Source organism: Chlorobium sp. (assembly GCF_049593655.1).
Taxonomy (GTDB): Bacteria; Bacteroidota; Chlorobiia; order Chlorobiales; family Chlorobiaceae; genus Chlorobium.
Map to the genome: position 1 here is coordinate 47324 of NZ_JBAWHG010000014.1, position 22042 is coordinate 69365.

22 protein-coding genes are annotated in these 22042 nt (G+C 54.8%); 16 read left to right on the forward strand and 6 right to left on the reverse strand.

Translation table 11 applies throughout. The annotated features are described in order from the left end of the window. Nucleotides 1-6: 6 nt before the first annotated feature. On the reverse strand, nucleotides 7-609 hold the full coding sequence (locus tag WBP50_RS01985) for a DUF4136 domain-containing protein (RefSeq protein WP_423931386.1): 603 nt from the start codon (nucleotides 607-609) through the stop codon (nucleotides 7-9). 345 nt (nucleotides 610-954) lie between these two features. Between WBP50_RS01985 and WBP50_RS01990 the strand changes: the two genes are divergently transcribed. From WBP50_RS01990 to WBP50_RS02020, 7 genes are all read left to right on the forward strand, one after another. Beyond that, nucleotides 955-2040: a D-alanine--D-alanine ligase family protein gene (locus WBP50_RS01990; RefSeq protein ID WP_423931387.1), complete on the forward strand. Its 1086-nt coding sequence runs from the start codon at nucleotides 955-957 to the stop codon at nucleotides 2038-2040. Between the two features lie 38 nt (nucleotides 2041-2078). Next, a complete protein-coding gene (locus tag WBP50_RS01995; protein ID WP_423931388.1) occupies nucleotides 2079-2654 on the forward strand; it encodes a hypothetical protein in 576 nt (191 codons plus the stop codon). A 109-nt stretch (nucleotides 2655-2763) separates the two neighbouring features. Next, the gene (locus WBP50_RS02000; RefSeq protein WP_423931389.1) at nucleotides 2764-4185 is read left to right on the forward strand and encodes a TolC family protein; all 1422 of its coding nucleotides are present in this window, start codon (nucleotides 2764-2766) and stop codon (nucleotides 4183-4185) included. 23 nt (nucleotides 4186-4208) lie between these two features. Continuing rightward, on the forward strand, nucleotides 4209-5456 hold the full coding sequence (locus tag WBP50_RS02005; RefSeq protein ID WP_423931390.1) for an efflux RND transporter periplasmic adaptor subunit: 1248 nt from the start codon (nucleotides 4209-4211) through the stop codon (nucleotides 5454-5456). Nucleotides 5457-5465: 9 nt separating this feature from the next. Next, the gene (locus WBP50_RS02010; RefSeq protein WP_423931391.1) at nucleotides 5466-6152 is read left to right on the forward strand and encodes an ABC transporter ATP-binding protein; all 687 of its coding nucleotides are present in this window, start codon (nucleotides 5466-5468) and stop codon (nucleotides 6150-6152) included. After that, on the forward strand, nucleotides 6149-7414 hold the full coding sequence (locus WBP50_RS02015; RefSeq protein WP_423931392.1) for an ABC transporter permease: 1266 nt from the start codon (nucleotides 6149-6151) through the stop codon (nucleotides 7412-7414). The genes WBP50_RS02010 and WBP50_RS02015 overlap by 4 nt, the downstream gene beginning before the upstream one ends. Beyond that, on the forward strand, nucleotides 7407-8660 hold the full coding sequence (locus tag WBP50_RS02020; RefSeq protein WP_423931393.1) for an ABC transporter permease: 1254 nt from the start codon (nucleotides 7407-7409) through the stop codon (nucleotides 8658-8660). The genes WBP50_RS02015 and WBP50_RS02020 overlap by 8 nt, the downstream gene beginning before the upstream one ends. Nucleotides 8661-8686: 26 nt before the next feature. On the opposite strand, the gene WBP50_RS02025 is transcribed toward WBP50_RS02020, so the two are convergent. Next, on the reverse strand, nucleotides 8687-9628 hold the full coding sequence (locus WBP50_RS02025) for a DUF2515 family protein (protein ID WP_423931394.1): 942 nt from the start codon (nucleotides 9626-9628) through the stop codon (nucleotides 8687-8689). 340 nt (nucleotides 9629-9968) lie between these two features. Here WBP50_RS02025 and WBP50_RS02030 point away from each other — a divergent pair, with 340 nt between their 5' ends. Further along, nucleotides 9969-10658 carry an OmpA family protein gene (locus WBP50_RS02030; RefSeq protein ID WP_423931395.1) on the forward strand — a complete coding sequence of 230 codons (690 nt, stop codon included), beginning with the start codon at nucleotides 9969-9971 and terminating at the stop codon, nucleotides 10656-10658. Between the two features lie 147 nt (nucleotides 10659-10805). Beyond that, entirely contained in the window at nucleotides 10806-11198 is a 393-nt protein-coding gene (locus tag WBP50_RS02035; RefSeq protein WP_423931396.1) for a DUF4440 domain-containing protein, read from the forward strand. A gap of 70 nt (nucleotides 11199-11268) precedes the next feature. Here WBP50_RS02035 and lpxD read toward each other — a convergent pair whose 3' ends face one another. Beyond that, on the reverse strand, nucleotides 11269-12321 hold the full coding sequence (gene lpxD, locus WBP50_RS02040) for a UDP-3-O-(3-hydroxymyristoyl)glucosamine N-acyltransferase (protein WP_423931397.1): 1053 nt from the start codon (nucleotides 12319-12321) through the stop codon (nucleotides 11269-11271). A 185-nt stretch (nucleotides 12322-12506) separates the two neighbouring features. Between lpxD and WBP50_RS02045 the strand changes: the two genes are divergently transcribed. From WBP50_RS02045 to WBP50_RS02070, 6 genes are all read left to right on the forward strand, one after another. After that, nucleotides 12507-13478 (forward strand): ribose-phosphate pyrophosphokinase, encoded by a 972-nt coding sequence (locus tag WBP50_RS02045; RefSeq protein ID WP_423931398.1) that lies wholly within the window; start codon nucleotides 12507-12509, stop codon nucleotides 13476-13478. Between the two features lie 31 nt (nucleotides 13479-13509). After that, nucleotides 13510-14103 (forward strand): 50S ribosomal protein L25/general stress protein Ctc, encoded by a 594-nt coding sequence (locus WBP50_RS02050; RefSeq protein ID WP_423931399.1) that lies wholly within the window; start codon nucleotides 13510-13512, stop codon nucleotides 14101-14103. Between the two features lie 303 nt (nucleotides 14104-14406). After that, nucleotides 14407-15852 (forward strand): ABC transporter permease, encoded by a 1446-nt coding sequence (locus WBP50_RS02055; protein WP_423931400.1) that lies wholly within the window; start codon nucleotides 14407-14409, stop codon nucleotides 15850-15852. After that, entirely contained in the window at nucleotides 15849-16409 is a 561-nt protein-coding gene (locus WBP50_RS02060; protein WP_423931401.1) for an NUDIX hydrolase, read from the forward strand. The genes WBP50_RS02055 and WBP50_RS02060 overlap by 4 nt, the downstream gene beginning before the upstream one ends. A gap of 24 nt (nucleotides 16410-16433) precedes the next feature. Further along, nucleotides 16434-16709, forward strand: a complete 276-nt coding sequence (locus WBP50_RS02065) for a hypothetical protein (RefSeq protein WP_423931402.1) — start codon at nucleotides 16434-16436, stop codon at nucleotides 16707-16709. 30 nt (nucleotides 16710-16739) lie between these two features. Beyond that, nucleotides 16740-17117 (forward strand): hypothetical protein, encoded by a 378-nt coding sequence (locus WBP50_RS02070; protein ID WP_423931403.1) that lies wholly within the window; start codon nucleotides 16740-16742, stop codon nucleotides 17115-17117. On the opposite strand, the gene WBP50_RS02075 is transcribed toward WBP50_RS02070, so the two are convergent. Next, on the reverse strand, nucleotides 17095-17271 hold the full coding sequence (locus tag WBP50_RS02075) for a hypothetical protein (RefSeq protein WP_423931404.1): 177 nt from the start codon (nucleotides 17269-17271) through the stop codon (nucleotides 17095-17097). The two genes, WBP50_RS02070 and WBP50_RS02075, sit on opposite strands and share 23 nt — an antisense overlap. Before the next feature lie 198 nt (nucleotides 17272-17469). Then, nucleotides 17470-19674 (reverse strand): ComEC/Rec2 family competence protein, encoded by a 2205-nt coding sequence (locus tag WBP50_RS02080; protein WP_423931405.1) that lies wholly within the window; start codon nucleotides 19672-19674, stop codon nucleotides 17470-17472. 110 nt (nucleotides 19675-19784) lie between these two features. Between WBP50_RS02080 and metF the strand changes: the two genes are divergently transcribed. Then, nucleotides 19785-20657: a methylenetetrahydrofolate reductase [NAD(P)H] gene (metF, locus tag WBP50_RS02085; protein WP_423931406.1), complete on the forward strand. Its 873-nt coding sequence runs from the start codon at nucleotides 19785-19787 to the stop codon at nucleotides 20655-20657. A 56-nt stretch (nucleotides 20658-20713) separates the two neighbouring features. Here metF and lysA read toward each other — a convergent pair whose 3' ends face one another. Next, a complete protein-coding gene (gene lysA, locus WBP50_RS02090; protein WP_423931407.1) occupies nucleotides 20714-21967 on the reverse strand; it encodes a diaminopimelate decarboxylase in 1254 nt (417 codons plus the stop codon). Nucleotides 21968-22042: the final 75 nt, after the last annotated feature.

Consider the following 22042-nt stretch of genomic DNA (forward strand, 5'->3'; position numbering starts at 1 on the left):
GCCCCCCTACTTCCGGACTGCTTTCTGCAGAGGAAAATCGGAAAAGATTTCCGATACCGCAAAATCGATATCTTTCTGCATGGCTTCACCGGTTCTGTACCGTTTCAGCAGACCTCTTGCCGAACCGTTCCAGACCATGCGCCTTCCCGTCTGGTCGGTCATGTCGATCAGAAGCAGAAACTCGTCGTAATGGTAGAGAACAGGCACTCCTTCGAACGGATCAAACCAGGGGTAATACCGGAAACCCTTCCCCCACCAGTAGAGACGAGGGTAGAAGGGCGCGGGCTCACGCCTGATCATGCTCTTCTCACTTATATAGGCACGTACGGCGATCTCCAGACCGGCCGCAGACGAACCCCGGGCTGCAGGAAATCCCCTTGCGGCGAGTTCCCTGTCGATTGCCGACTGCACGCGGTTCTTCAGGAGCGGGTTGACCGAAAGGACATCGCTGCTGTCACGGCCGGAATCCGTAACCCACCGGTAGGTTCGCTGCCGGGTGAAATCGTAATCGCGGTCATAATCGCTCATGACGGACAGTCCGGAACACGAGGTAGCCAGAAACATGAACAGTATGGCCGCGACACGCATAAAACCGGTTTTTTCCTTCATATGAACACCTCGCAGGATTTGTGGCTGAGTTCCCTTCAGCTCGAACCGGGCTTCAGGGAGACAACAAAACGGCTCTTTTATTGACATAACGACTGTGCCTTACGGTAAGTTTCCCCGGCCGGATCCTGACAAAAAGCAAACGAAATGATTTTTTCCGGGATTGCGGGTTGTTAGTCTCGATACAGTCGGGTATTTTCCCAAATTATGCCAGAAGGGTTCCCCCACTGTCCAAAGACCGGCTTTCGAGAATGTACCGTTCCGGTAATCCGGCATAAACCTCGGGCAGGATGAACGACGCTGACCTGGCTGTTTCAACCATATTGACACCTTAGTAACGGAATCGCGATGTCAAAGACAACCGTAGCCCTTCTTTTCGGGGGAAAATCAACCGAACATGAAATATCCATCATATCGGCACGTTCGATTGCCCGGACCATCAACTCCGAACACTACCGTATCATCCCCTTCTACATAACCCGTGACGGCCAGTGGTATGCCGGAGGGCTTGCCGGCGAGATTCTGGAGCTCGACCTCTCTTCGCTCATGCGCTCCAGGTCAAGGGAGGAGGCTGAAAAGCTTCTGGAAAGGAAAACTCTCGATTCCGGCCAGAAACCCTTCGATTTCAATTTTACGGGCATGGGTGTCGATGTGGCCTTCATTGTCCTTCACGGAAGTTACGGAGAGGATGGCAGAATACAGGGATTTCTTGATACCGTGGGCATTCCCTATACCGGATGCGGTGTAGCGGCGTCTGCCGTTGCCATGGACAAGGCCCTGACAAAGCTGTGCGCTGCCGACGCAGGAGTGGCAACTGCCCCGTCGATCACCCTTGTCGCACAGGACTACGAGGCCTCAGCCGAGAGCATCCATGAGCTCATAGTCCGGAAATTCGATTTCCCGGTTTTCGTCAAACCCGCAAGTCTGGGCTCTTCGGTAGGCATATCGAAGGTCCACCTTGCCGGAGATCTCCGCAATGCGCTGCAGACTGCCTTCGGCCTCGACCGCAAGGTGCTCGTCGAAGCTGCGGTAAGCGGCAGGGAGATCGAAGTCGCCGTGCTCGGCAACGACCGGCCGGTAGCGTCGGTTCCCGGAGAAATCCAGCCTGGAAGCGATTTTTACGATTTCCAGGACAAGTACATCCACAACAGCGCAAAAACATTCATTCCGGCCCGCCTTCCCGACAAACTGCTCGAAGAGGTCCGCCTGAGCGCCATAACCGTCTATAAGGCTCTCGGCTGCAGGGGCATGTCGAGGGTAGATTTTTTCGTGAACGAAGCGACAGGTTCGATCGTCCTGAACGAAATCAATACCATACCCGGATTTACCGATATCAGCATGTATCCGCAGCTTTTTGAAGCTTCAGGAATCACCTTTTCCGGGCTTATCGACAAGCTGCTGCTCTGCGCCATGGAAACAACGCAATTGACCTGAGACCGGATCCACAGCCTTTCATTTTTAGCCTTTGAACCATGCTTTCTGAACCTCATCTTTTTTTTGCGGAGGTCTCTCTCGATCTCTCCAGAGGGGAATACCGGGCAGGGCTGAACAAACTCCAGCCGCTGCTGGAACGGTATCCGGACTCGTACCTCTTCAACCTGCTCTTCGCAAGAGCCCTGAAAGGCCTGAAGAGCTACGGCTCCGCACTGGGACATCTCGAAAAGTGCTGCCATTTGGCGCCGGCAAACCAGATTGCATGGAAGGAACTGATCGAACTGCAGTCACTTCCTCCTCTGGAAAAAACCTGCGAAGAAGAAAAACGTTTCGATCCGGTAACGGACGAGCTTGAGCAGCTCTCGGCTGCATTGCAGGAGTTCCAGCCGGACTGTTCAACGGAAAGTTTTGATCCCACTCCCATTCTGGAACAGAAACAGCCCTTCCCCGACGATGCGCCAATTGCCGTTCCTACGGAAACCCTTGCAAACCTGTTTACCCAGCAGGGTGCCTATAAAAAAGCCATCAGGATCTACACCTCCCTTATCCAGCTGAAACCGGAACAGGCCGATCACTATCGGAAAAGAATCGACATCCTGCTCGAACAACTGTAGGCGCGTTCATCCGGGCCGAACGATTCATCTTCAGAAAATGAAACTATTTATGCACGTTGAAGCTTATGAGGTGAGTATCTGTCGATCCCAGCAGACAAACGAGTAAAAGATGACCACGCGTTTACAAACCTTCATATTGAACCGCAGCCAGCTTCCGGGAATCCTTATCGCCTCGTTGCTGCTGCTTCTCTTTTCCGACCTGTCTGCTGCAGAACCTCCGCAAAGGCGACTCTCGCTCCGGGAGTCAATCTCGATTGCGCTGGAAAACGCATCATCCCTCAAAAAAGCCGATAATCTCGTCCGGCTGCAAGGCGCGGACGTATTGCGGAGCTATGGGAGTTTTCTTCCGAAACTTTCGGCATCTGCAGGCTATATGCCCTATTCCGTCAGCCGTTCCTACAGCCAGCTTTCCACATTTGGCACTGAAACCGTGAAACTGAAAAGTGAACGGGAAACGCTCGATCTGACCCTGACGACCAGCCTTAACCTGTTCAACGGTTTCGGGGATTACGCCGCTCTCCAGGCTGCCCTGAAAAAAGAGGAGGGTGCTGAATTTTCACTCGCGCGCGCCAGGCAGGCCGTAGTCTTCGACGTCACGCAGAACTACTGCCAGGTGCTGCTCAACCAGGAAATACTTGCCATCGCCCGCGAAAACCTGCTGACCGCAAAAGATCAGCTGAAACTCAGCGAACGGCAGTTCGAGATCGGACTGAAATCGATGCCCGATCTCTATCAGCAGCAGGCCGAAACCGCCAGCAGCGAGCTTTCCGTCAACAGGGCCGAAGCACAGCTTGAAAGAAGCCGGCTTGAACTCCTCCGGAGGCTTCGCATCGATCCCCGCTCCGGCTTCTCGCTGGAACCGCTCCCGAAAGAGATGCTGTCGGCCGATCTCCGGAAACCCGATATCGACAGCCTTATCGCACTTGCGGGCAAAAACCGGAACGACCTGCAAAGCCAAAAACTTGAATCCGATGCCGCCAGATGGCAGATCCGGCAGGCTGCATCATCCTGGTATCCGAAGCTCGACCTGAATTTCAACGTCAGCACCAGCGGCGTGGAGTCGCTCCGCCAGACTTACAGCGGCTTTACCGTCGATTACCCCTATCCTCCGATGGCCGAGCAGCTGGAAAACTCGATCGGTTATTCGGTTGTGCTGAATCTGAGCTGGGCAATATTTGACGGATTCCAGACCCGCTTCAACGTCGAGCAGGCGAAAATCAACCATATCAACCAGAAGCTCGATTACGAAGACCTGCAGTCGGATATCGCCCTCGACCTGCAGCAGGCGGCAGCCGAGTATCATGCCGCGGTGGCGAGCATCTCATCGGCAAAAGCCGGTCTGAAGGCCGCAAAAGCGGCCTACGAGGGCATCAAGAGAAAGTATGATCTCGGCGCGGCAGGGTTCATTGAGCTGAGCTCTGCCAGGGCGGCGCTTTTCAATGCCATGTCGACCCTCAGCCAGGCAACCTACAGCCTTGCCCTGCAGAAAAACGTGCTCGACTTCACCTCAGGAACTCTGTCAACCCAATGACCCGGTCGGGGTCTCAACCGCTCATGAAGAAAAAACAACCGCTGCAAAACCGGAAATCCCTCCTGATAGTCCTGTCGGTTCTCATCCTCGGCGTCACGCTTCTCGCCTCTTTTTTCATCTTCCGGGAAAAACCCGTCGAGGTCACCATCGAGAAATCATTCAGAAAGGAGGTGGTGCATGTTGTCACCGCTACAGGGAAAATCGAACCGGAGACCGATGTCGCCATGTCACCGGACGTTTCCGGAGAGATTATCGAACTGCCCATCAAAGACGGAATGGATGTCAGAAAAGGAGATCTGCTCTTCAAGATCCAGCCTGACGTCTACATCAACCAGGTCGAGCAGAGCCAGGCACAGCTTAACCTGGCAAAAGCACAGAGTCTCGAGACAAAGTCAAGAAAAATCAAGGCTGAAGATGATTTCCGGAAAGCGGCCCTGCTTTTCAGGGAAAAACTGATCTCCCAGACCGACTACCTTGCCGCTAAAACCAATGCCGAAGCAGCCAAGGCGTCCTGGGAAGCATCGAACTATTCCATCGAGCAGTACCGGAGCCTTCTCGACCAGAATGAGGAACGCATGAAAAAAACCGTTGTGCGGGCGCCCATCGACGGCACCATCATCAAGCTGAACAACAAAAGCGGCGAACGCGTCGTCGGAACCGGACAGTTTCCCGGAACCGAAGTACTCCGGCTTGCAAATCTCGACAGCATGCAGGTAGAAGTTGAGGTCAATGAAAACGACATCATCAACGTCAGAAAAGGCAACCCGGTCTCCATTACCGTCGATGCTTTCGGAGAACGTATTTTCAGGGGTATCGTGCACGAAATATCGAATTCGGCGGTTTCACAGGCTGCCGGCACCCAGGAGGAGGTCACGAATTTTTCGGTCAAGATCCATATTTTCAACCATATGCGTCTGCTGAAACCGGGCATGAGCGCAACCGCGGACATCGAGTCCATACGGGTCAGAAACGCCATTGTCGTTCCCATCCAGTGCGTGACGGTAAGAACGCCGGACGGATCGAAAACCGCACCGAAAGAGTCGGAAGACCCCGACAGAAAACAGAACCGTGAAGCCGCTTCCGTTGAAGGCGTTTTTGTCGTGGAAAACGGAAAGGCGCGATTCCGGAAGGTAAAGACCGGAACGACCGACAACACCCACATCGTCATCCTCTCCGGCCTCAGAGCGGGCGAGAATGTGGTATCCGGCAGCTACAGTGCGATCACGAACCAGCTTTACGACGGTTGCAGCGTCAAAATCCCGAAACGGTAAGCAGGCGACATGGAACCCGTAATCATCCGCATGGCATCACTCTGCCGGCACTACGAAATGGGAGAGCAGATCGTCAAGGCGCTCGACTCGATCGATATGGAGTTCCGGCGCAACGACTATGCCGCGATCATGGGTCCTTCCGGCAGCGGAAAATCGACCCTCATGAACATTATCGGGTGCCTGGACACGCCGACATCGGGCATCTATGAGCTCAACGGCATTAATGTTGCCGAAATGGATGACGATGAACTGGCCAGGGTCAGAAACCGGGAGATCGGTTTCGTCTTTCAGACCTTCAATCTGCTGCCGCGCATGAACTGTCTGAAAAACGTCGAACTGCCGCTGATCTACTCGGGCGTTCCGCCCGAAGAGCGCAAGGAACGTGCCGAGCAGGCGCTGCTGAGCGTAGGACTTGGTGACCGGATTCTGCACAAGCCTGCGGAATTGTCGGGCGGTCAGATCCAGAGAGTCGCCATTGCAAGGGCACTGGTAAACAGGCCATCCATCATTCTTGCCGACGAGCCGACCGGCAACCTCGACACCGCAACAAGCCACGACATCATGGATATGTTCGGCAAGCTCTCCGATCTGGGCAATACCATCATCCTCATCACCCATGAAGAGGACATCGCCCGCTTTACCCGCAGGATTATCCGCCTGCGGGACGGAAGAATCGAAAGCGATGAAAAGCAATGAACGGAAATCTGCAGCAGTTCCGGTATGAAACCGCTGAAAGCCTGAAAATCGCGCTGTTTCAGATCAGCTCGAATAAAATCCGTTCGTTTCTTACCGCTCTCGGGGTCATTATCGGCATTGTATCCATCACCATGATGGGCACGGCCATCAACGGTATCGACATGGGATTCGAAAAAAGCCTCTCCATGATCGGCTACGACGTGATCTATATCCAGAAAAGCTCCTGGAGCACCATGGGCGAGTGGTGGCGCTACCGCAACCGCCCCGATCTGAAAACGGAATATGCCGCCCGGATCAACCGGATCATTGCCGATAACCCCGATACGGAGCTGCTCATTGCCGTACCGCAGATGTCGACCTATCAGGCAACTGCCAGCTACAAGGACCGGGTCCTTGAACAGATTTTCTCGCTCGGCACCAACCATGAGTACCTGAAAACCGCATCCGGCGATCTTGCCTCCGGGCGATTCTTCACCCCCGGGGAATCCGCGGGCAGTGAAATGGTCTGCGTAGTCGGAGACGACATCGCTTCGGGACTGTTTCCGAATGAAAACGCGCTGGGAAAATCCATAAGCCTGAAAAACCGCAAGTTCCGGATTGTCGGGGTTTTTAAAAAACAGGGGAAGTTTCTGGGTCTCTTCAGCTTCGACAATCAGGTCATCATGCCGCTCGGCGCTTTTGAAAAGGTGTACGGGCGAAACATGTTCGTTACCATACGGGTTAAAATCAGGGACCAGGCAAGAATTGCCGAAGCCAAAGAGGAGCTGCTCGGCCTGATGCGCCGGATCCGCAGAATAGCGCCGGGAAAAGAGGAGGATTTTTCCATAAACGAGCAGAAAGCCTTCAAAAGCCAGCTTGACCCGATCAAGAACGGCATTGCAGCCGCAGGCATCTTCATTACCGGCATGTCGCTCTTTGTGGGAGCTATCGGCATCATGAACATAACGTTCGTCAGCGTCAGGGAGAGGACCCGGGAGATCGGCCTGCGAAAAGCCCTGGGGGCGAAACGGAGAACCATCCTCCTGCAGTTTCTCATCGAATCGGTCATGATCTGCCTTCTGGGAGGAGTTGTCGGTCTGGTGACCGCGCTCTCCATCACGTTCGTCATCGAAAAAGCCATTCCCGACTTTCCGGTACAGTTCTCGTTCACCCTGGTACTGGCAAGTCTCGGCGTTTCGGTGCTTACCGGCATCATTTCCGGTCTGGCTCCTGCGGTGAACGCCTCGAAACTCGATCCCGCCGATTCGCTGCGCTATGAGTAAACAGAACACCATACAGTCGCGGGATATCTTCCTGCAGGCGCTCTCATCGCTTGCGGTCAACCGGCTCCGCTCCTGGCTGACCACCATGGGTGTCGCCGTCGGTGTCTTTTCGATCATTGCCGTCATGACCGCGCTTGACGCCATCGACAAAAGTGTGGAATCGGGACTCACCAGCCTCGGAGCGAATACCTTCCAGATCCAGAAATATCCCGCAACGGTTTTCGGAGGGGGACACAGCCGGAACCGTTACGCAAACCGGGAGGACATCACCTATAAGCAGGGAGTGTTTTTCCGCAAAATCATGGAATCGAAGGCCAGGAACATCGGCTTCATCATCACTTCGGCGGGAAACCAGGCGAGGTACGCAAACCGCTCTACCAATCCGGATGTAACCCTGTCAGGGGGAGACGAGAATTTCGCCCCTGCAAACGGCTTTACCATCAGCACTGGAAGAAACCTCAGCGGCGGCGATATCCAGTATGCCAGAAACATCGCTGTTCTGGGAGGAGAACTGGCCGAAAAACTCTTTCCGGCCGGAGAGAATCCCCTGAACAGGACAATACGGGTCAACGGGCAGGTCTATACGGTGGCCGGAGTATTTGAAAAGAAAGGTGCGGCATTCGGTCAAAGTCAGGATAACCTCGCTGTCATTCCCATCACCCGTTACCTCGACCATATCAACGAAAAGAGCACACTCAGCATAACCATTGAGGCTTTTTCACAGGAGGAGTACCGGAAAACCATCGACCAGGCCGTAGGCGCCATGCGCCTGGCAAGAGGTCTTACCATACAGGAACCCAACGATTTCGAGATCAGAACCAACGACTCCCTGATCGATTCGTTCCGCGATATTCAGCGCATCATCAGCATCGGGGCATTCATTATCAGCTTCATGGCCCTGCTTACCGCAGGAGTGGGCATCATGAACATCATGCTGGTCAGCGTGACCGAAAGAACCAGGGAAATCGGCATCCGCAAGTCCATCGGAGCGCCCCGCACAAGCATCCGCAACCAGTTCCTGCTCGAGGCCCTTATTCTTTCACTGACAGGAGGCTTCATCGGTATTCTCGCCGGGGTCGGCGCGGGCAACATCATTGCCGTAAACCTCAACCTCCCGCTCATCTTTCCCCTGCTCTGGATAACCGTGTCGCTCATGGTCTGTTCGATCATCGGCATGGCGTTCGGCATCTTTCCGGCATGGAAGGCCGCCGGTCTCGATCCCGTCGAGGCGCTCCGTCCGAAATAAGTGCCCCCGTCCCTGCAGCGTCAGGCTCAACCGAAACTGAACCTGCGGCAGAAGTTGCCAGTCGTCATGGTGACGAAGCGAAGCGGATCGCTCTCTTTTGCAGCCATCTGCCTAAGCTGCCGCTCGATGGCCGAACCGCTGCAGAAAGAGCCTTCGGCAGCCTCCCAGGCCGGAAGCACCTCCCGCTCTATCCACGCCCACCGGTCTTTCTCGACCGTAACGCTCCGGATGCCTGTTGCGGTTTCGAGGTATCCGGCAAAGCCTGCGAACGAAGCCCTGCGATCCCTGCCCTCTTCGGTTCCGCATGAAAAATCGAGTTCGCTGCCAAACGACACCACGACCCTCCCGGCAGGCGATACGGTTTCGAACAAAGGCTGCAGGGTATGCTGCTGTTCATGCCGCAGCAGCAGGATGTTTCCCTCCCTGACACGGCTGCAGGCGGCCATGCTGCCGGAATCATCGGCAAACCCCCGCCGGCCTTCGTCGATCAGACGAAAGCCTTCGAGCATGAGATCATCCTCCCTGCCGCACCCCGCCTCTACCTCATCGACGCCGCCATGCAGGTACGCAGCATGAGCCCAGGCGATGTCCCGGTAGATGCCGTTATTGCCCCTGCGTATGACATCAAAATCGGAAAAAAGCAGCCGGTCGGCGGCAAACGTATGCAGAGAGGATGCCAGAGAGAGCGGGGCCCGCAGCAATGCACCGAAAAGGTCGCCACTGCCGGCCCCCGTTCCGCCTGTCCGCCGGGCGTCCACCGATGGAGCATGCATCAGTTCGAACAGGACAAGAGCGAGGCCTACCTGCCTCGACGCAAACGCGGCCATTCCCGCCCACTTGAACAGTTCGGGCTTTTCAAGATACCACGACGCATACGCGGAGGTAATGGCCAGATTGCGTTCCACGGCCTGCACTTCCCCCGGAAGCCGCTCTTCAAGCATGGCGATCCAGACCTCTCGTTCCGGCATAAGGCATACTCCCGTTCGTTATATTTGCTCGATCTCCCTTCCGGAAAAGAACGAAATCCCACTGCAAAAAATTTACGGAGCGGTGTACGCAACGGCACAGGGGGCAGCCTCATACAACCATAAAAAATCCGAAGAAAAAAAAACAGCTGCCTGGGGACTTATCTTGAGAAAACGGGAACTTAAGAACAGGTGCAGGTATTTTATAAAATCATTGCTGGTAATATATTAGCATTGTATATATACACACAGGTACACGTTTATTGTTCCGGTTCCAGGATAAGGACCCGTGTCCATTTTTTTTTATGACCGCAGATTTCCAAACGTTAAACCCATTGTAACCATGACACATCTGCAAAAACTTACCAAACCGGTGGCACTGATTCTGATTATTGCCATGACCTCTCTTACCTGGGGATGCCAGACCACGACCAATGCCGGCCGGGGAGCCGGGTACGGAGCTGCCGCAGGCGGACTTCTGGGCGGCATTATCGGCAGCAGATCGGGAAGCTGGGCCAAAGGCGCCATTCTCGGCGCAGTTATCGGTGGTGCAGCCGGAGCACTTATCGGCAACTACATGGACAAGCAGGCTGCCGAAATCGACCGTAATGTCGAGGGAGCAACCGTGGAACGTGTAGGAGAAGGTATCCGGGTCGTGTTCGATTCGGGAATTCTTTTCTCCACCGCTTCATCGACCATCACCTCCACCAGCCGGTACAATCTCGAGAAGCTCGCACGCATTCTCAACAATTATGACGACACCAACGTGGTGATCGAGGGCCATACCGACAGCGTCGGCAACGAACAGAGCAACCAGCTGCTCTCCGAGCGCCGTGCACAGGCCGTTTCCAGCCTTCTGAGAGCCTATGGAGTATCCGGAAACAGACTCTCTGCCGTAGGTTTCGGTGAAACCAGACCGGTTGCAACCAACGAAACCGAGTCCGGCCGCCGCCTGAACCGCCGGGTTGAAGTCCTTATTTACGCCAATAACGATCTGAAACGTCAGGCACAGACCGGCGAACTGAGGATGTAAGCCTCTCCGCAGCATCACAACGGGCAGCCTAAAAAAAAGCCTGAACGCCACGGTGGCGTTCAGGCTTTTTTTTATTCTTGCGCCGAAAAAAACTCGCGCTATATTTGGGACAAGTCAACTGTACTGTTTCCAAAAACATTTTTCACCATGCTATTCAACAATCCTGAAGAAGTGCTGTTCCAGTGGGTTTCACGGGTATGCTGCGGAAACCCCGAGGATATCGCCGCCCTTTACCATGAAGATGCCGTCCTGATTCCAACATTTTCTCCCCATACGGTTACATCCCCGGATGGAGTAAAAGGCTATTTCGAACAGCTTGCGACAAGAGACGGCCTCGGCGTAAGGCTCCACAACAAAGCCGTGAGAAAACAGCCCCTGAGCGAAACCCTGCATACCATCAGCGGTATCTACTCCTTTGAATTCGAAGTCGATCAGGTGCTGCTGAGTTTTCCCTCCCGGTTCAGCTTCGTTATCGATATAACCTTCGACAGGCCTATCGTGCACCACCACTCCTCGCAGGTGCCGAGAAACCTCTCATAAAGGAAAAAGCTCCCTGAGCGGGAAACACAAATCCGCTCAGGGAGCACGTCGGGATGACGAAAACGGGAGTTCAGCCCTCCTGCAGCCGGCGAAGTTCGGCCTCAAGCCGCTCAAGCCGCTCCTTCATCGAGCCGAGGTTCCTCACCAGCGCTTCCTGCTTCAGCTGTTCGCGCATGGGTTGTGCAGGAGTGCCTCGCAATGAAATACCGGCGTCGGGAAACGACTTGGAAAGACCGGATTTCGCGGCCACCTGAATACGATCGGCAAGTTCAAGATGACCTGCAAATCCGGCCTGCCCGCCGATCATGCAGCATTTGCCGAGGATGACGCTGCCGGAAATTCCTGCCTGAGCGGCGATGACGGTATGATCCCCGATGCGGCAGTTGTGAGCCACCTGAACGAGATTGTCGATTTTCACCCCTTTGCCTATCACCGTGCTCCCCATCGTCGCCCGGTCGATTGTGGTATTTGCACCGATTTCGGTATCGTCACCGATCTCGACAATGCCGAGCTGCGGTATTTTCAGATATGAACCATCCTCCTGGGGGGCAAAACCGAACCCGTCGGCTCCGATGACGCTTCCGGAGTGTATGATTACCCGATTGCCGATAACGGAGCCATCATAACAGGTGACATTCGTGCTGATAACCGTTCCGCTGCCTACGGAAACGTCATGAAAAAGTACCGAATGAGGCCCGATCACCGAGTTGTCGCCAATCGAACAGCCGTCGCCGACAACTGCATAATCCCCTATCGACACGCCGGTTCCGAGCCGCACATCCTTTCCGATCACGGCCGTATGGGCTATGCCCGGTGCGGCAATCTTTCTTGGCCTGCTGAACTTCTGAAGCAGAAGCATGAACGCCGTATAGGGATCGCGGACCCTGATAAATGCCGAGCGTTCGCGATAGCGATCGACATCGACGCCTTGAGCGACAATCACCAGAGAAGCCTCCGTCGTGTCAAGAAACCTGAGATATTTTTCATTCGACACAAAGGTGACCTGGCCAGGCTGCGCGTCTTCGATTTTTGCCGGGCCTGAAATTACACCATCGCTGCCGCCATGCAGTTCGACACTTCCGAAAAACTGCCCAAGGTAGTCCCTGATTTCGCTTATTAACATATTTTATAAGTAGATAACAATACGGTGCAAAGAGGAAAAAATTAATTAATTTTTAAGCCTTTTTCATTATATTCGAAGTCCTGTGACGGCCTGATCAAGGGAGCGGAATAAATGGTCCGGCCATCCGGGAGATGAAAAAATACTGCCATAATATAACCCGTTTCATAGTGAAAATGCAGGACGCAATGGCAAAACCAATTAAAATTTTTGCAGGGCGCAGCAACCCGGCTATCGCAGAGAAAATAGCACGTTATCTCGGCATGCCGCTGTGCAACGCAAAAGTCGAAAATTTCTCCGACGGGGAAATTTCAGTAAACTATTTCGAATCGGTCAGGGGATCGGATCTGTTCATCATCCAGTCCACCAATCCACCTGCCGACAGCCTCATGGAGCTGCTGATCATGATCGACGCAGCCCGGCGTTCCTCTGCAGCACGAATCACGGCGGTTCTTCCCTACTACGGCTATGCCCGGCAGGACAGAAAGGACAAGCCGAGGGTCGCCATCACAGCCAAACTTGTCGCCAACCTGCTTACCGAAGCCGGAGCGAACCGCATTCTGACCATGGATCTGCACGCTCCGCAGATACAGGGATTTTTCGATATTCCGTTTGACCACCTTTATTCGAGCGTCGTACTCATCGACCATATCCGCCACAGAGAGTTCCGCGACAACCTCGTTGTCGCCTCACCGGACGTAGGCGGCGTCAAACTCGCAAGAAAATTCGCCGAAGAGCTTGGCACCGATCTGGTGATTGTCGACAAACGGCGTCCAAAGGCAAACGTAGCCGAAGTGATGAACATCATCGGCGATGTGAGCGGAAGAAACGTCCTGCTTGTCGATGACATGATCGACACGGCCGGCACGCTGGTCAATGCAGCAAAAGCCATCCGCGAAGCAGGCGGCCTGAACATCTATGCAGCAGCAACGCACCCGATCCTTTCCGGTCCGGCCATCGAGCGTATCGATGCCTCGGTTATCGAAAAGGTAATCGTTACCGATTCGGTGGTCACCAAACACGCATATTCGCCTAAAATCGAAACCGTATCGGTCAGCGGTCTGTTCGGCGAAGCCATCAAGCGCATTTATGAAGACGATTCGGTCAGCTGCCTGTTCGACAGCAAAAATATCAGCGAAAAAATCACGAACAATCACTAAATCACAAGCAGAAAAGATATAAAGGAAGAGCATGGAAACAATTGCATTAGGGGTAGAACCCCGCGTTGTCAGGAAAAACGAAGCCGCCAGACTGCGCAAGAGCGGTATCGTCCCTGCAGTTATCTATCATAAAGGTGAAGAGACCGTCGCAGTCAGTATCAATGAGATCGCTCTCAACAAGCTCGTTCACTCGGCTGAATCGCACATTATCGACCTCCAGTTTCCGGATGGCAAAACAATGCGCTCCTTCATCAAGGACGTACAGTTCGACCCGGTAACCGACCGTGTCATTCATACCGATTTCCAGCTGTTCGCAGCCGACGAAATCATTGAACTTGAAGTTCCCGTAGCCGTAAGCGGCAACGCCGTCGGTGTTGAAAAAGGCGGGAAAATCCAGATTATCCGTCACGCACTGACCATCAAGGGGCTGCCTGCCGATATGCCGGATCACCTCACCATCGACGTCACCGCTCTGGAAATCGGCCATATCATTCACGTGAAAGAGATTCCGATGAGCGGCTATTCCGGACTCAGCATCATGGATGACCCCGATACTCCGGTTGTGAGTGTTCTTGCACCGAAAAAGGAAGCCGAGGCAACAGACGAAGCCACTGCCGAAGCCTGAAACACGCTCCTTCCTTTTCACTGAAAAGAGAACATGCATTCGAAAAGCAGCTTTCCCCTGATCGGAAAGCTGCTTTTTTTGTTCGCCGGAGGGTTTTCGGGCTGCATGTATTGTTTTTTCCGGTAATTGAAACAATATTGGCAGTAAACCGCTTCACAGGACTGCACCGTTAAGCGCTATTGCCGGGTTCAGGCGTTTTTTCGCCCGCCGCTCCGGAGCGTGATAATTTCCTGGAGACCCGAAGCGAAAAACACAATTGCCCGTCAAAGCAGCAGCGACCACCATAAATCAGATACTTGAGCATTGCCGCTTCTTCATCGTATCCCCGGACTCGGTCTTATCCGCCGTCAGAGAAAAGGACAAGGCATTTTTCTGCTCTGCTCCTTTCTTGCCTATCTCCTCATCCTGATCCTGCAGTGGGATCTGGTGCTCATCAGTCTCCGTTCACTTGCCGTCGCATCGGCGCTGCTGGTGAGGGCGCCCCACAGACTTCGGGAAATTTTCAGCATCGAGATCATCGAATTCTGGGTTGCCGCAATCGTGCTTCTGGCCATGCTCCCGACCCTCGCTCTCATTTCAGAAAAATCAGCGGCAAAGGCCGCCCGGCAAAATTCCGATGAAAGCCGCAACGAATCCAGCCTCGGAAGCATCAGCCTGCAGGCGTTCATGCGCAACACCATCGCCCAGAGTGCGGCAGCGGTGGTTTTCGTCCTGTACTCCGTTGCATGCCTTGCTCCGCTCCTCGCGCCATTCAGTCCTTACGACCAGCAGGATTTTCTCGTTACCGCCTATAAACCGCCGTTGACCCGCCTGCAGGCGCTGGTGCTCCTGCAGCCTAAAATTCAGGCGATGCCGGTGACAAGGGCCGGCAACATCGAAGACCGCATGGCAGCATCTCTGATCGGCGATCTCAGGACCCTGAAAACCCGGAACGAGCCAAACGCATTGAAATTTGTCGACGGCTACCGTATCGAAAACGGCACGGTCACCTATCTTCAGGGCATGCGAACAAGAACCATGCCGGTTGAAGAACTTGCCGACCGCGGTGGAAAAACGCCGGAAGTCACCAGAACCTTCGTGCTCGGAACCGATCAGTACGGACGGGATATTCTCAGCCGGGTGATCTACGGGTCACGCATTTCCCTCTCGATCGGGTTTCTCGTCGTGCTCATCTCGGTTACGCTCGGAACCGTTATCGGCATATCGTCGGGCTATTTCGGCGGATGGATCGATGCCGTACTGATGAGAATCGTCGATGTGCTGATCGCATTTCCCGCACTCTTCCTGATTCTCATCATCATAGCCGCATTCGGCAACTCGATCTACCTGATCGTCATCACGCTCTCCTTCACCGGATGGATGGGTGTCGCCCGTATCGTCAGAAGCCAGGTACTCTCCCTCAAGGAGCAGGAGTTCATTCTTGCGGCCAAAGCGCTCGGACTCTCCAGTATGAGAATCATTTTCCGCCACCTCGCACCGAACACCCTGACACCGGTCATCATTGCCGCAACCCTCCGGATCGGCAGCATCATCCTTACCGAAGCCGGACTCTCCTTCCTCGGCCTCGGCGTACAGCCGCCCACCCCGAGCTGGGGAAACATCATCAACGAAGGCCGCGACAGCCTGTTGAACCACTGGTGGATATCGACCTTTCCCGGCATTGCGATTCTCACCACGGTGATCTGCTTCAATCTTATCGGCGACGGCGTTCGGGACGCCCTCGATCCCCGAATGCGCGGACAGTCATGAACGGCGAGCATGAGCCGGGTGCATGGGAGAGGCTCGACACCCGGTACCTCTACCGGTACCCCTGGCTCACCATGCGGCAGGACAGGGTCAGACTACCGAACGGCAGGGTTATCGACGACTACTACATCTGGGAGTACCCGCCATGGACAAACGTGCTGGCCCTGACCACGGAAGGCCAGGCGGTGCTGATCCGGCAGTACCGGCACGGTATCGGAGGCGTTTACTGGGAACTTCCCGCAGGCGTTCACGACAAGCCCGGTGAGTCGCTGCTCGAAGCCGCCAAACGGGAACTGCTCGAGGAGACCGGATTCGGGGGCGGAACGTGGACACCCTGGATGGAGCTGTCGGCGAACCCCGCACTGCAGAACAATCTCACCTGCACCTTTCTTGCTGAAGGTGTGGAACCCCTGGGACCAAGGCAACTCGACGCCACGGAGGAAATATCCGTTCATCTGGTAAGTATCGGGGAACTGCGTACAATCGTACTCCAGGGAGAGATGCGTCAATCACTTCATGCGGCGCCAATCCTGAAATATCTTCTGATGCTGAACCGCTGACACCATTACCGGGACCCGGCCGTCATGAAAAAAACCGCACAGCTCACCCTGCTTGAAAAAACCGTAAAGGAACTCGGCTTCGGCCTGCGGTACGAAAAAGGAAATTTTCTCGGCGGCGAATGCCGCCTGAGGGAAGACAAGGTCGTGGTGGTCAACAAGTTCCTTCCCCTGGAAGGCAAGATCTACACCCTTGCCCAGGTGATCAGCCGCATCAACCCTCCCGGCCTCTCGCCGGACGTCACGAAAATCATCGACAAGCTCGTCGTAAACAACCTCTTCAGCGGCGGCAACGACGCCTGACTTAAAAAAAGCAGCAAACCTGCACCAACCATGAGTATCCGGTACACCACGAAAATCGACGGAGAGACCCTTTTCGTGACGGCCTCGGGTTCCGATGAGAGTATCGAGGATGTTGAAGGTTATGCTCTCGGGGTAATCGAGGCCTGTCTTCGATCCGGAGCCACCCGCGTGCTCTGCGACGAAACCGGCATCGAATACCGGCTGGGCACCGTCGATACCTACGAAGCGGGCAAATTTCTGGCTTCGCACGTTCCACGGGCAGTCAGGATCGCAATCGTATGCAATCCGGCATTCGTTGCCGATGCGCGTTTCTTCGAAAACGTCGTCGTCAACCGGGGCCTCATCCTCCGCATGTTCACCGACCCCGAATCGGCCGGACGGTGGCTCATGGAATCCGGCTGGCACTGATGGTTTTCAGGGAGTTATTTGTAACCCGGCTGATACAGGTTATCGTCACGATCTCTCCTGTCGTTCTGATCGCGGCGGCCATCCCTGTCGTCAGAATCGCTGCGCCCATCTTTCCGAGGATAATCCCGGTCGTTGCGACGGTCATCGCGGTCATGCATGTAAGGAGCACAACCGGATACCAGAAGAATCAACCCTGTCATAATGATTTTTTTCATCGTCTCCTCCCTTTAGTTGAAATACCAGAATAAACCTGACGCATTCATGGAATCTGACTTATAGCCAACGTTTCATGCAAGTGAACCATCAACAACAGCGAACCTGCATTGGTTCCTGAAGAGCTGCCGTCATGCGGCTAACGAATCACGATCTGGCGGTCGGGCCGACGGATCTCGATGTTCGGCCTCTGTCCGGCAAAACGGCAGAGCGCGGCCTTGTCCTGCTGCGGGAGAAACGAGCCGGCCAGGAAAATGCAGCGCTTCGGCTGCGCATAATTCAGCCATCGGGTTAGCTGCCGTTCCTGCTTTTCGCGGAAACGGTAGACCGCGATAATCGCAATATCGGCTTTCCAGGCGAGTTCTTCCCGCAGGCGGCTGGAACCCGATACATAGAGCAGCGAGCGGTCACGGCTCCGGATGGAGAGCACCTTCTCCATCGGGCGGCTGATAACCATCGAGGAGAGCACCATACGATCCTGTTCGGCCGGCATGTGCAGCCGAACAGGAAGCGCCATGAAAAGCGAATCCTTCGAATGGAACTGAAGCGCTGCAGCAGGCGGCGGAAGATGGTACTCTTCTATCTGGCGCATGATGCGCAAGGCATCACGGGCATTTTTGCCCGCATCGACGATCACGGTTTCGCTGCCTGTAGCGTAGAGCAGGGCGAGATTCCGGCCGAGATTCACCGTCACCACTCCTTTTCCCGGTTGCGTCCGGTCCGCCATCCCATACCACAGAAAAGCATTGCAGCCCAGCAGGAAAGCTATGGCGAGCCTGCCCCACGCTTTCCGGTAGAAAAACCAGGCAACCGCTCCGGCTGTAGCATAGTAGATCAGCACCTGGGGAAGATCGGGTTTCAGCGGTACGGAAGCGTAGGGCATCCGGCTGAAAAAAAGCGCCGAATCGAGGGTCAGACGGGCAAAAAACCAGCCGCTCATACCGAACAGCGAGGCCGGAAAGGGAGCGAAAAGATTGAACAGGAGCATCGGCATGAGCGCGTACATCATCACCGTCGAAAAAAACACCACCGGCAGGTTTGCGGCAAGACTCACGAGGGAGAAGGTGCCGAAATAGTAGGCGATGACCGGTGAAACTCCGATGATGGCCGCAAGACTCACGAAAAAACTGCCGAGAAAGAACCTGACGGCAGCCCGCAGCATCCCCTCCTCCTGATGCCCTGGAGGATACAGCAGCGGATAGATCAGCAGAATGGCCAGCACGGCGGCGTTGGTCATGAGGAAGCCCGGATTGAAAAGATCGAAGGGGTCGAAAAGGAGAATGATGATGTCGGAGACGGCCAGAGAGTTCAGACCGTAGGCCCTTCTGCCGAGCGCTTCACCGCCGAAGAGCACGATCGACATGATTGCCGCACGTTTTACCGAAGGCGAGTTTCCGGTGACGTAACTGAAGGTCACAAGGATAAATGCGATCAGGATGAACGAAAACCAGCGGCCCGCAGCACTGATCTTGAAGCGCTGCAGAAGAAGATGGATACCGAATGCGAGAAGACCGACATTGAGACCGGAAACGGCAAGCACATGGGCGGTTCCGGTTGTCTTGAATGCATCGAACACCTCCCTGTCGAGCACCTCCCTTTCACCGAGCAGTACTCCTCTTACCAGCTTCCGCTCACCGCCATCTGGAATCAGGCGGTCGACGGAGGCCACAATGTAGCTGTAGAGCGGAGCGACCACATAGCTCTCGAACAGATCGAGCGAACGTTCTCCATCCTGCTGCAGATGCCAGGGACCGGCGCAGTAGAGCTGCACGAAGATACCCTGCATCCTTGCGTGGCGCCGGGGATCAAATTCTCCCCGATTTGCCGCGCCCGGTATCGGGCGAATTGTCCCCTTCACCCGCACCATGTCGCCGTGACGAAGCTCCACAGGCTCCCCGGTTCCGGTTCTCATAAAGATTTTAGCCCGATCGGAAAGCCGTTCGGTCCTTCCGTGCTCGAAAACCTCATGCACCGTCATCGTCCAGGAAAGCCCCTTTTCGGTGCGCGATGGACGCCCCTCTATCTTGCCGTAGAGCAGCACCTGGCGGCCGGTATAGTGCAACAGGTTCCGCTCTGGCACCATATTGAACCGGTAGTGGCTTCCCGCCGCAAAGGACGAGAAAACGAACAGCAGATAGGCTATGGCTGTCACTGCATGAGGAAACGGACGGTGTCGCAGCCGGACCGCTTCAAAAACGAACGCGCCGTTCAGAAGAAGAAAAAAGAGCAGACTCAGAAGAAGCCATGCATCGAGCTGCAGCAAAGAGGCCGTTCCGGCGAGAATTCCGGCAACCACGAACAGCAGCAGGCGCACGGCAGGATATGGAGCAATGATATCCTTCATGGCAACAGGACTGAAGTACCCCTTACAGTATCCTCAATTAATTAACTTACGCAAATCATTGTTTTTGTATATTCTTTTCTTTGAAAAACCCGTAAACGCCCATTCCCTACATGCTTGTCAGAGAGATCCTGAACTCCGCGAGTGAACCCGTATTCAGTTTTGAATTCTTTCCGCCGAAAAAAGACGAAGATTGGGATACGCTCTTTGAAACCATCGCAAACCTGAACCACCTGCACCCGTCTTACGTCAGCGTCACCTATGGCGCCGGAGGATCAACACGATCAAGAACCCACGATCTTGTCACCAAAATCCAGAAGGAAACCGGACTGACCGTGGTATCGCATCTGACCTGCATCTGTTCGGACAGCAAGGAAACCGCTTCCATCCTTGAGCACTACCTTGAACACGGCATCACCAACGTTCTGGCTCTCAGGGGCGACAAACCGGCCGGAGTGGCCACGCTGGCCGAAGCAATCAGGGATTTTCCCCATGCCATCGACCTGGTCCGCTTCATCAGGCGGGACTTCCCGTCCATCGGCGTCGGTGTCGCCGGATTTCCTGAGGGGCACCCTGAAACCCCGAACCGTCTCAAAGAGATCGAGCACCTCAAGGAAAAAGTGGATGCCGGAGCCGATTACATCGTGACCCAGCTCTTTTTCGACAACCGTGACTATTTCGATTTCGAGGAACGCTGCCGGATAGCGGGCATCGACGTGCCGATCATTGCCGGCATCATGCCGGTCACCACGAAAAAAGGCATGATCAGGATGTCGGAGCTGGCTCTGGGCGCACGCATTCCCTCGCCCCTGCTCAAAAGGGTGCTCGAAGCCGAAAACGACAGCGATGTGGCAAAAATAGGAATTGACTGGGCAACCGCGCAGGTGCAGGAGCTGATCGACCGGCAGGTCCGGGGTATTCACTTCTACACCCTGAACCTTGCCGATGCGACAATGAAGATATTCAAAAATATCAGCCGGAGCTGACCTCACCGACAGGATCTATATTCAGGCATGGCAGACGAAGCGCCATCGCCGCGTACTCAGAACACCTCGTTTGCGATAAGCTGCTCTAACGTTTCACGCCGGCGGATCACCTGCACATCATCTCCATCCACCATAACCTCGGCAGGACGCAGACGCCCGTTGTAGTTGCTGCCCATCACCGCAGCATAGGCGCCGGAGGACATCACGGCAAGCAACTCCCCTTCCCCCGCATCATCGATGGTGCGCTGGCGGGCAAAAAAATCGCTCGACTCGCAGATAGGACCGACAACATCCGCCTCAACGGAGCTCTCATGCCGGGTAACGGCAAGCACTTCATGGTGCGACTGGTAGAGCGCCGGACGAATGAGCTCCGTCATACCGGCATCGACAATGAAAAACCGCTTTCCGGTGTGGTTGCGCTTTTTGTAGAGAATCCTGGTAAGCAGCACCGAAGCATTGGCCACAAGAAACCGGCCCGGCTCGAAAATAACCTTCACACCGGTCGGAGCGAGCAGGGGAACAAGTTTATCAGCAAAATGCGAAATCGGGGTTGCCGGCTTGCGGGCGTCGTAGGTAACAGGAAAACCACCGCCAATATCGAGAAATTCGATGGCAAAGCCCATGGACTTAGCCGTTTCGAAAATATCGAGCAGCACGGTTGTCGCCGCAACATAGTATTCAGGATCGAAAATCTGGGAACCGATATGCATGTCGAGCGCGACAAGGCGGACATGCTTCAGACGGTGCAGCAGCGAAAAAGCATCTTCAAGACCGGCCTCATCGATGCCGAACTTCTCCTTGCTGTCGCCGGTGGTGATATAGGGATGCGTCTCGGCGGTAACGTTGGGATTGATTCTCAGGGCAACAGGCGCCTTCATCCCCTTCTCTCCGGCTATACGGTCGATAGCTTCGAGTTCTGCCAGCGACTCGACCTTCAGCATAAGCACGCCGGCATCGAGCGCATAGGCTATCTCGTCGGCCCGCTTTCCAACTCCGGCAAAAATGATCTTTTCGGCAGAAACGCCCGCCTTGAGAGCGCGGAACAGTTCACCTCCGGAATTGACGTCGCAGCCGTATCCCATCCGGGCAAAGGTGCTTATGACGGTGAGATTGAAATTTGCTTTTACCGAATAACAGGTAAAATGATCGAGAGAGGAAAAAGCAGATTCGAACTCCCGGCAGCTTTCCACAAGACTTCTCTTCGAGGTGACGAAAAGCGGTGTCCCGTAGGTTGAGGCAAGTTCGTCGAGGCGGACCGCCTCACAGGAGAGGACATCGTCCCGGTATTGAAAAACAGTACGTTCGCTCAAAGCTTCAACTGGTATGGTTATCGTATATGGAAAGGTTTATAGTATAGCGTTTCTCCCGGAAGAAGAGAAACAAAA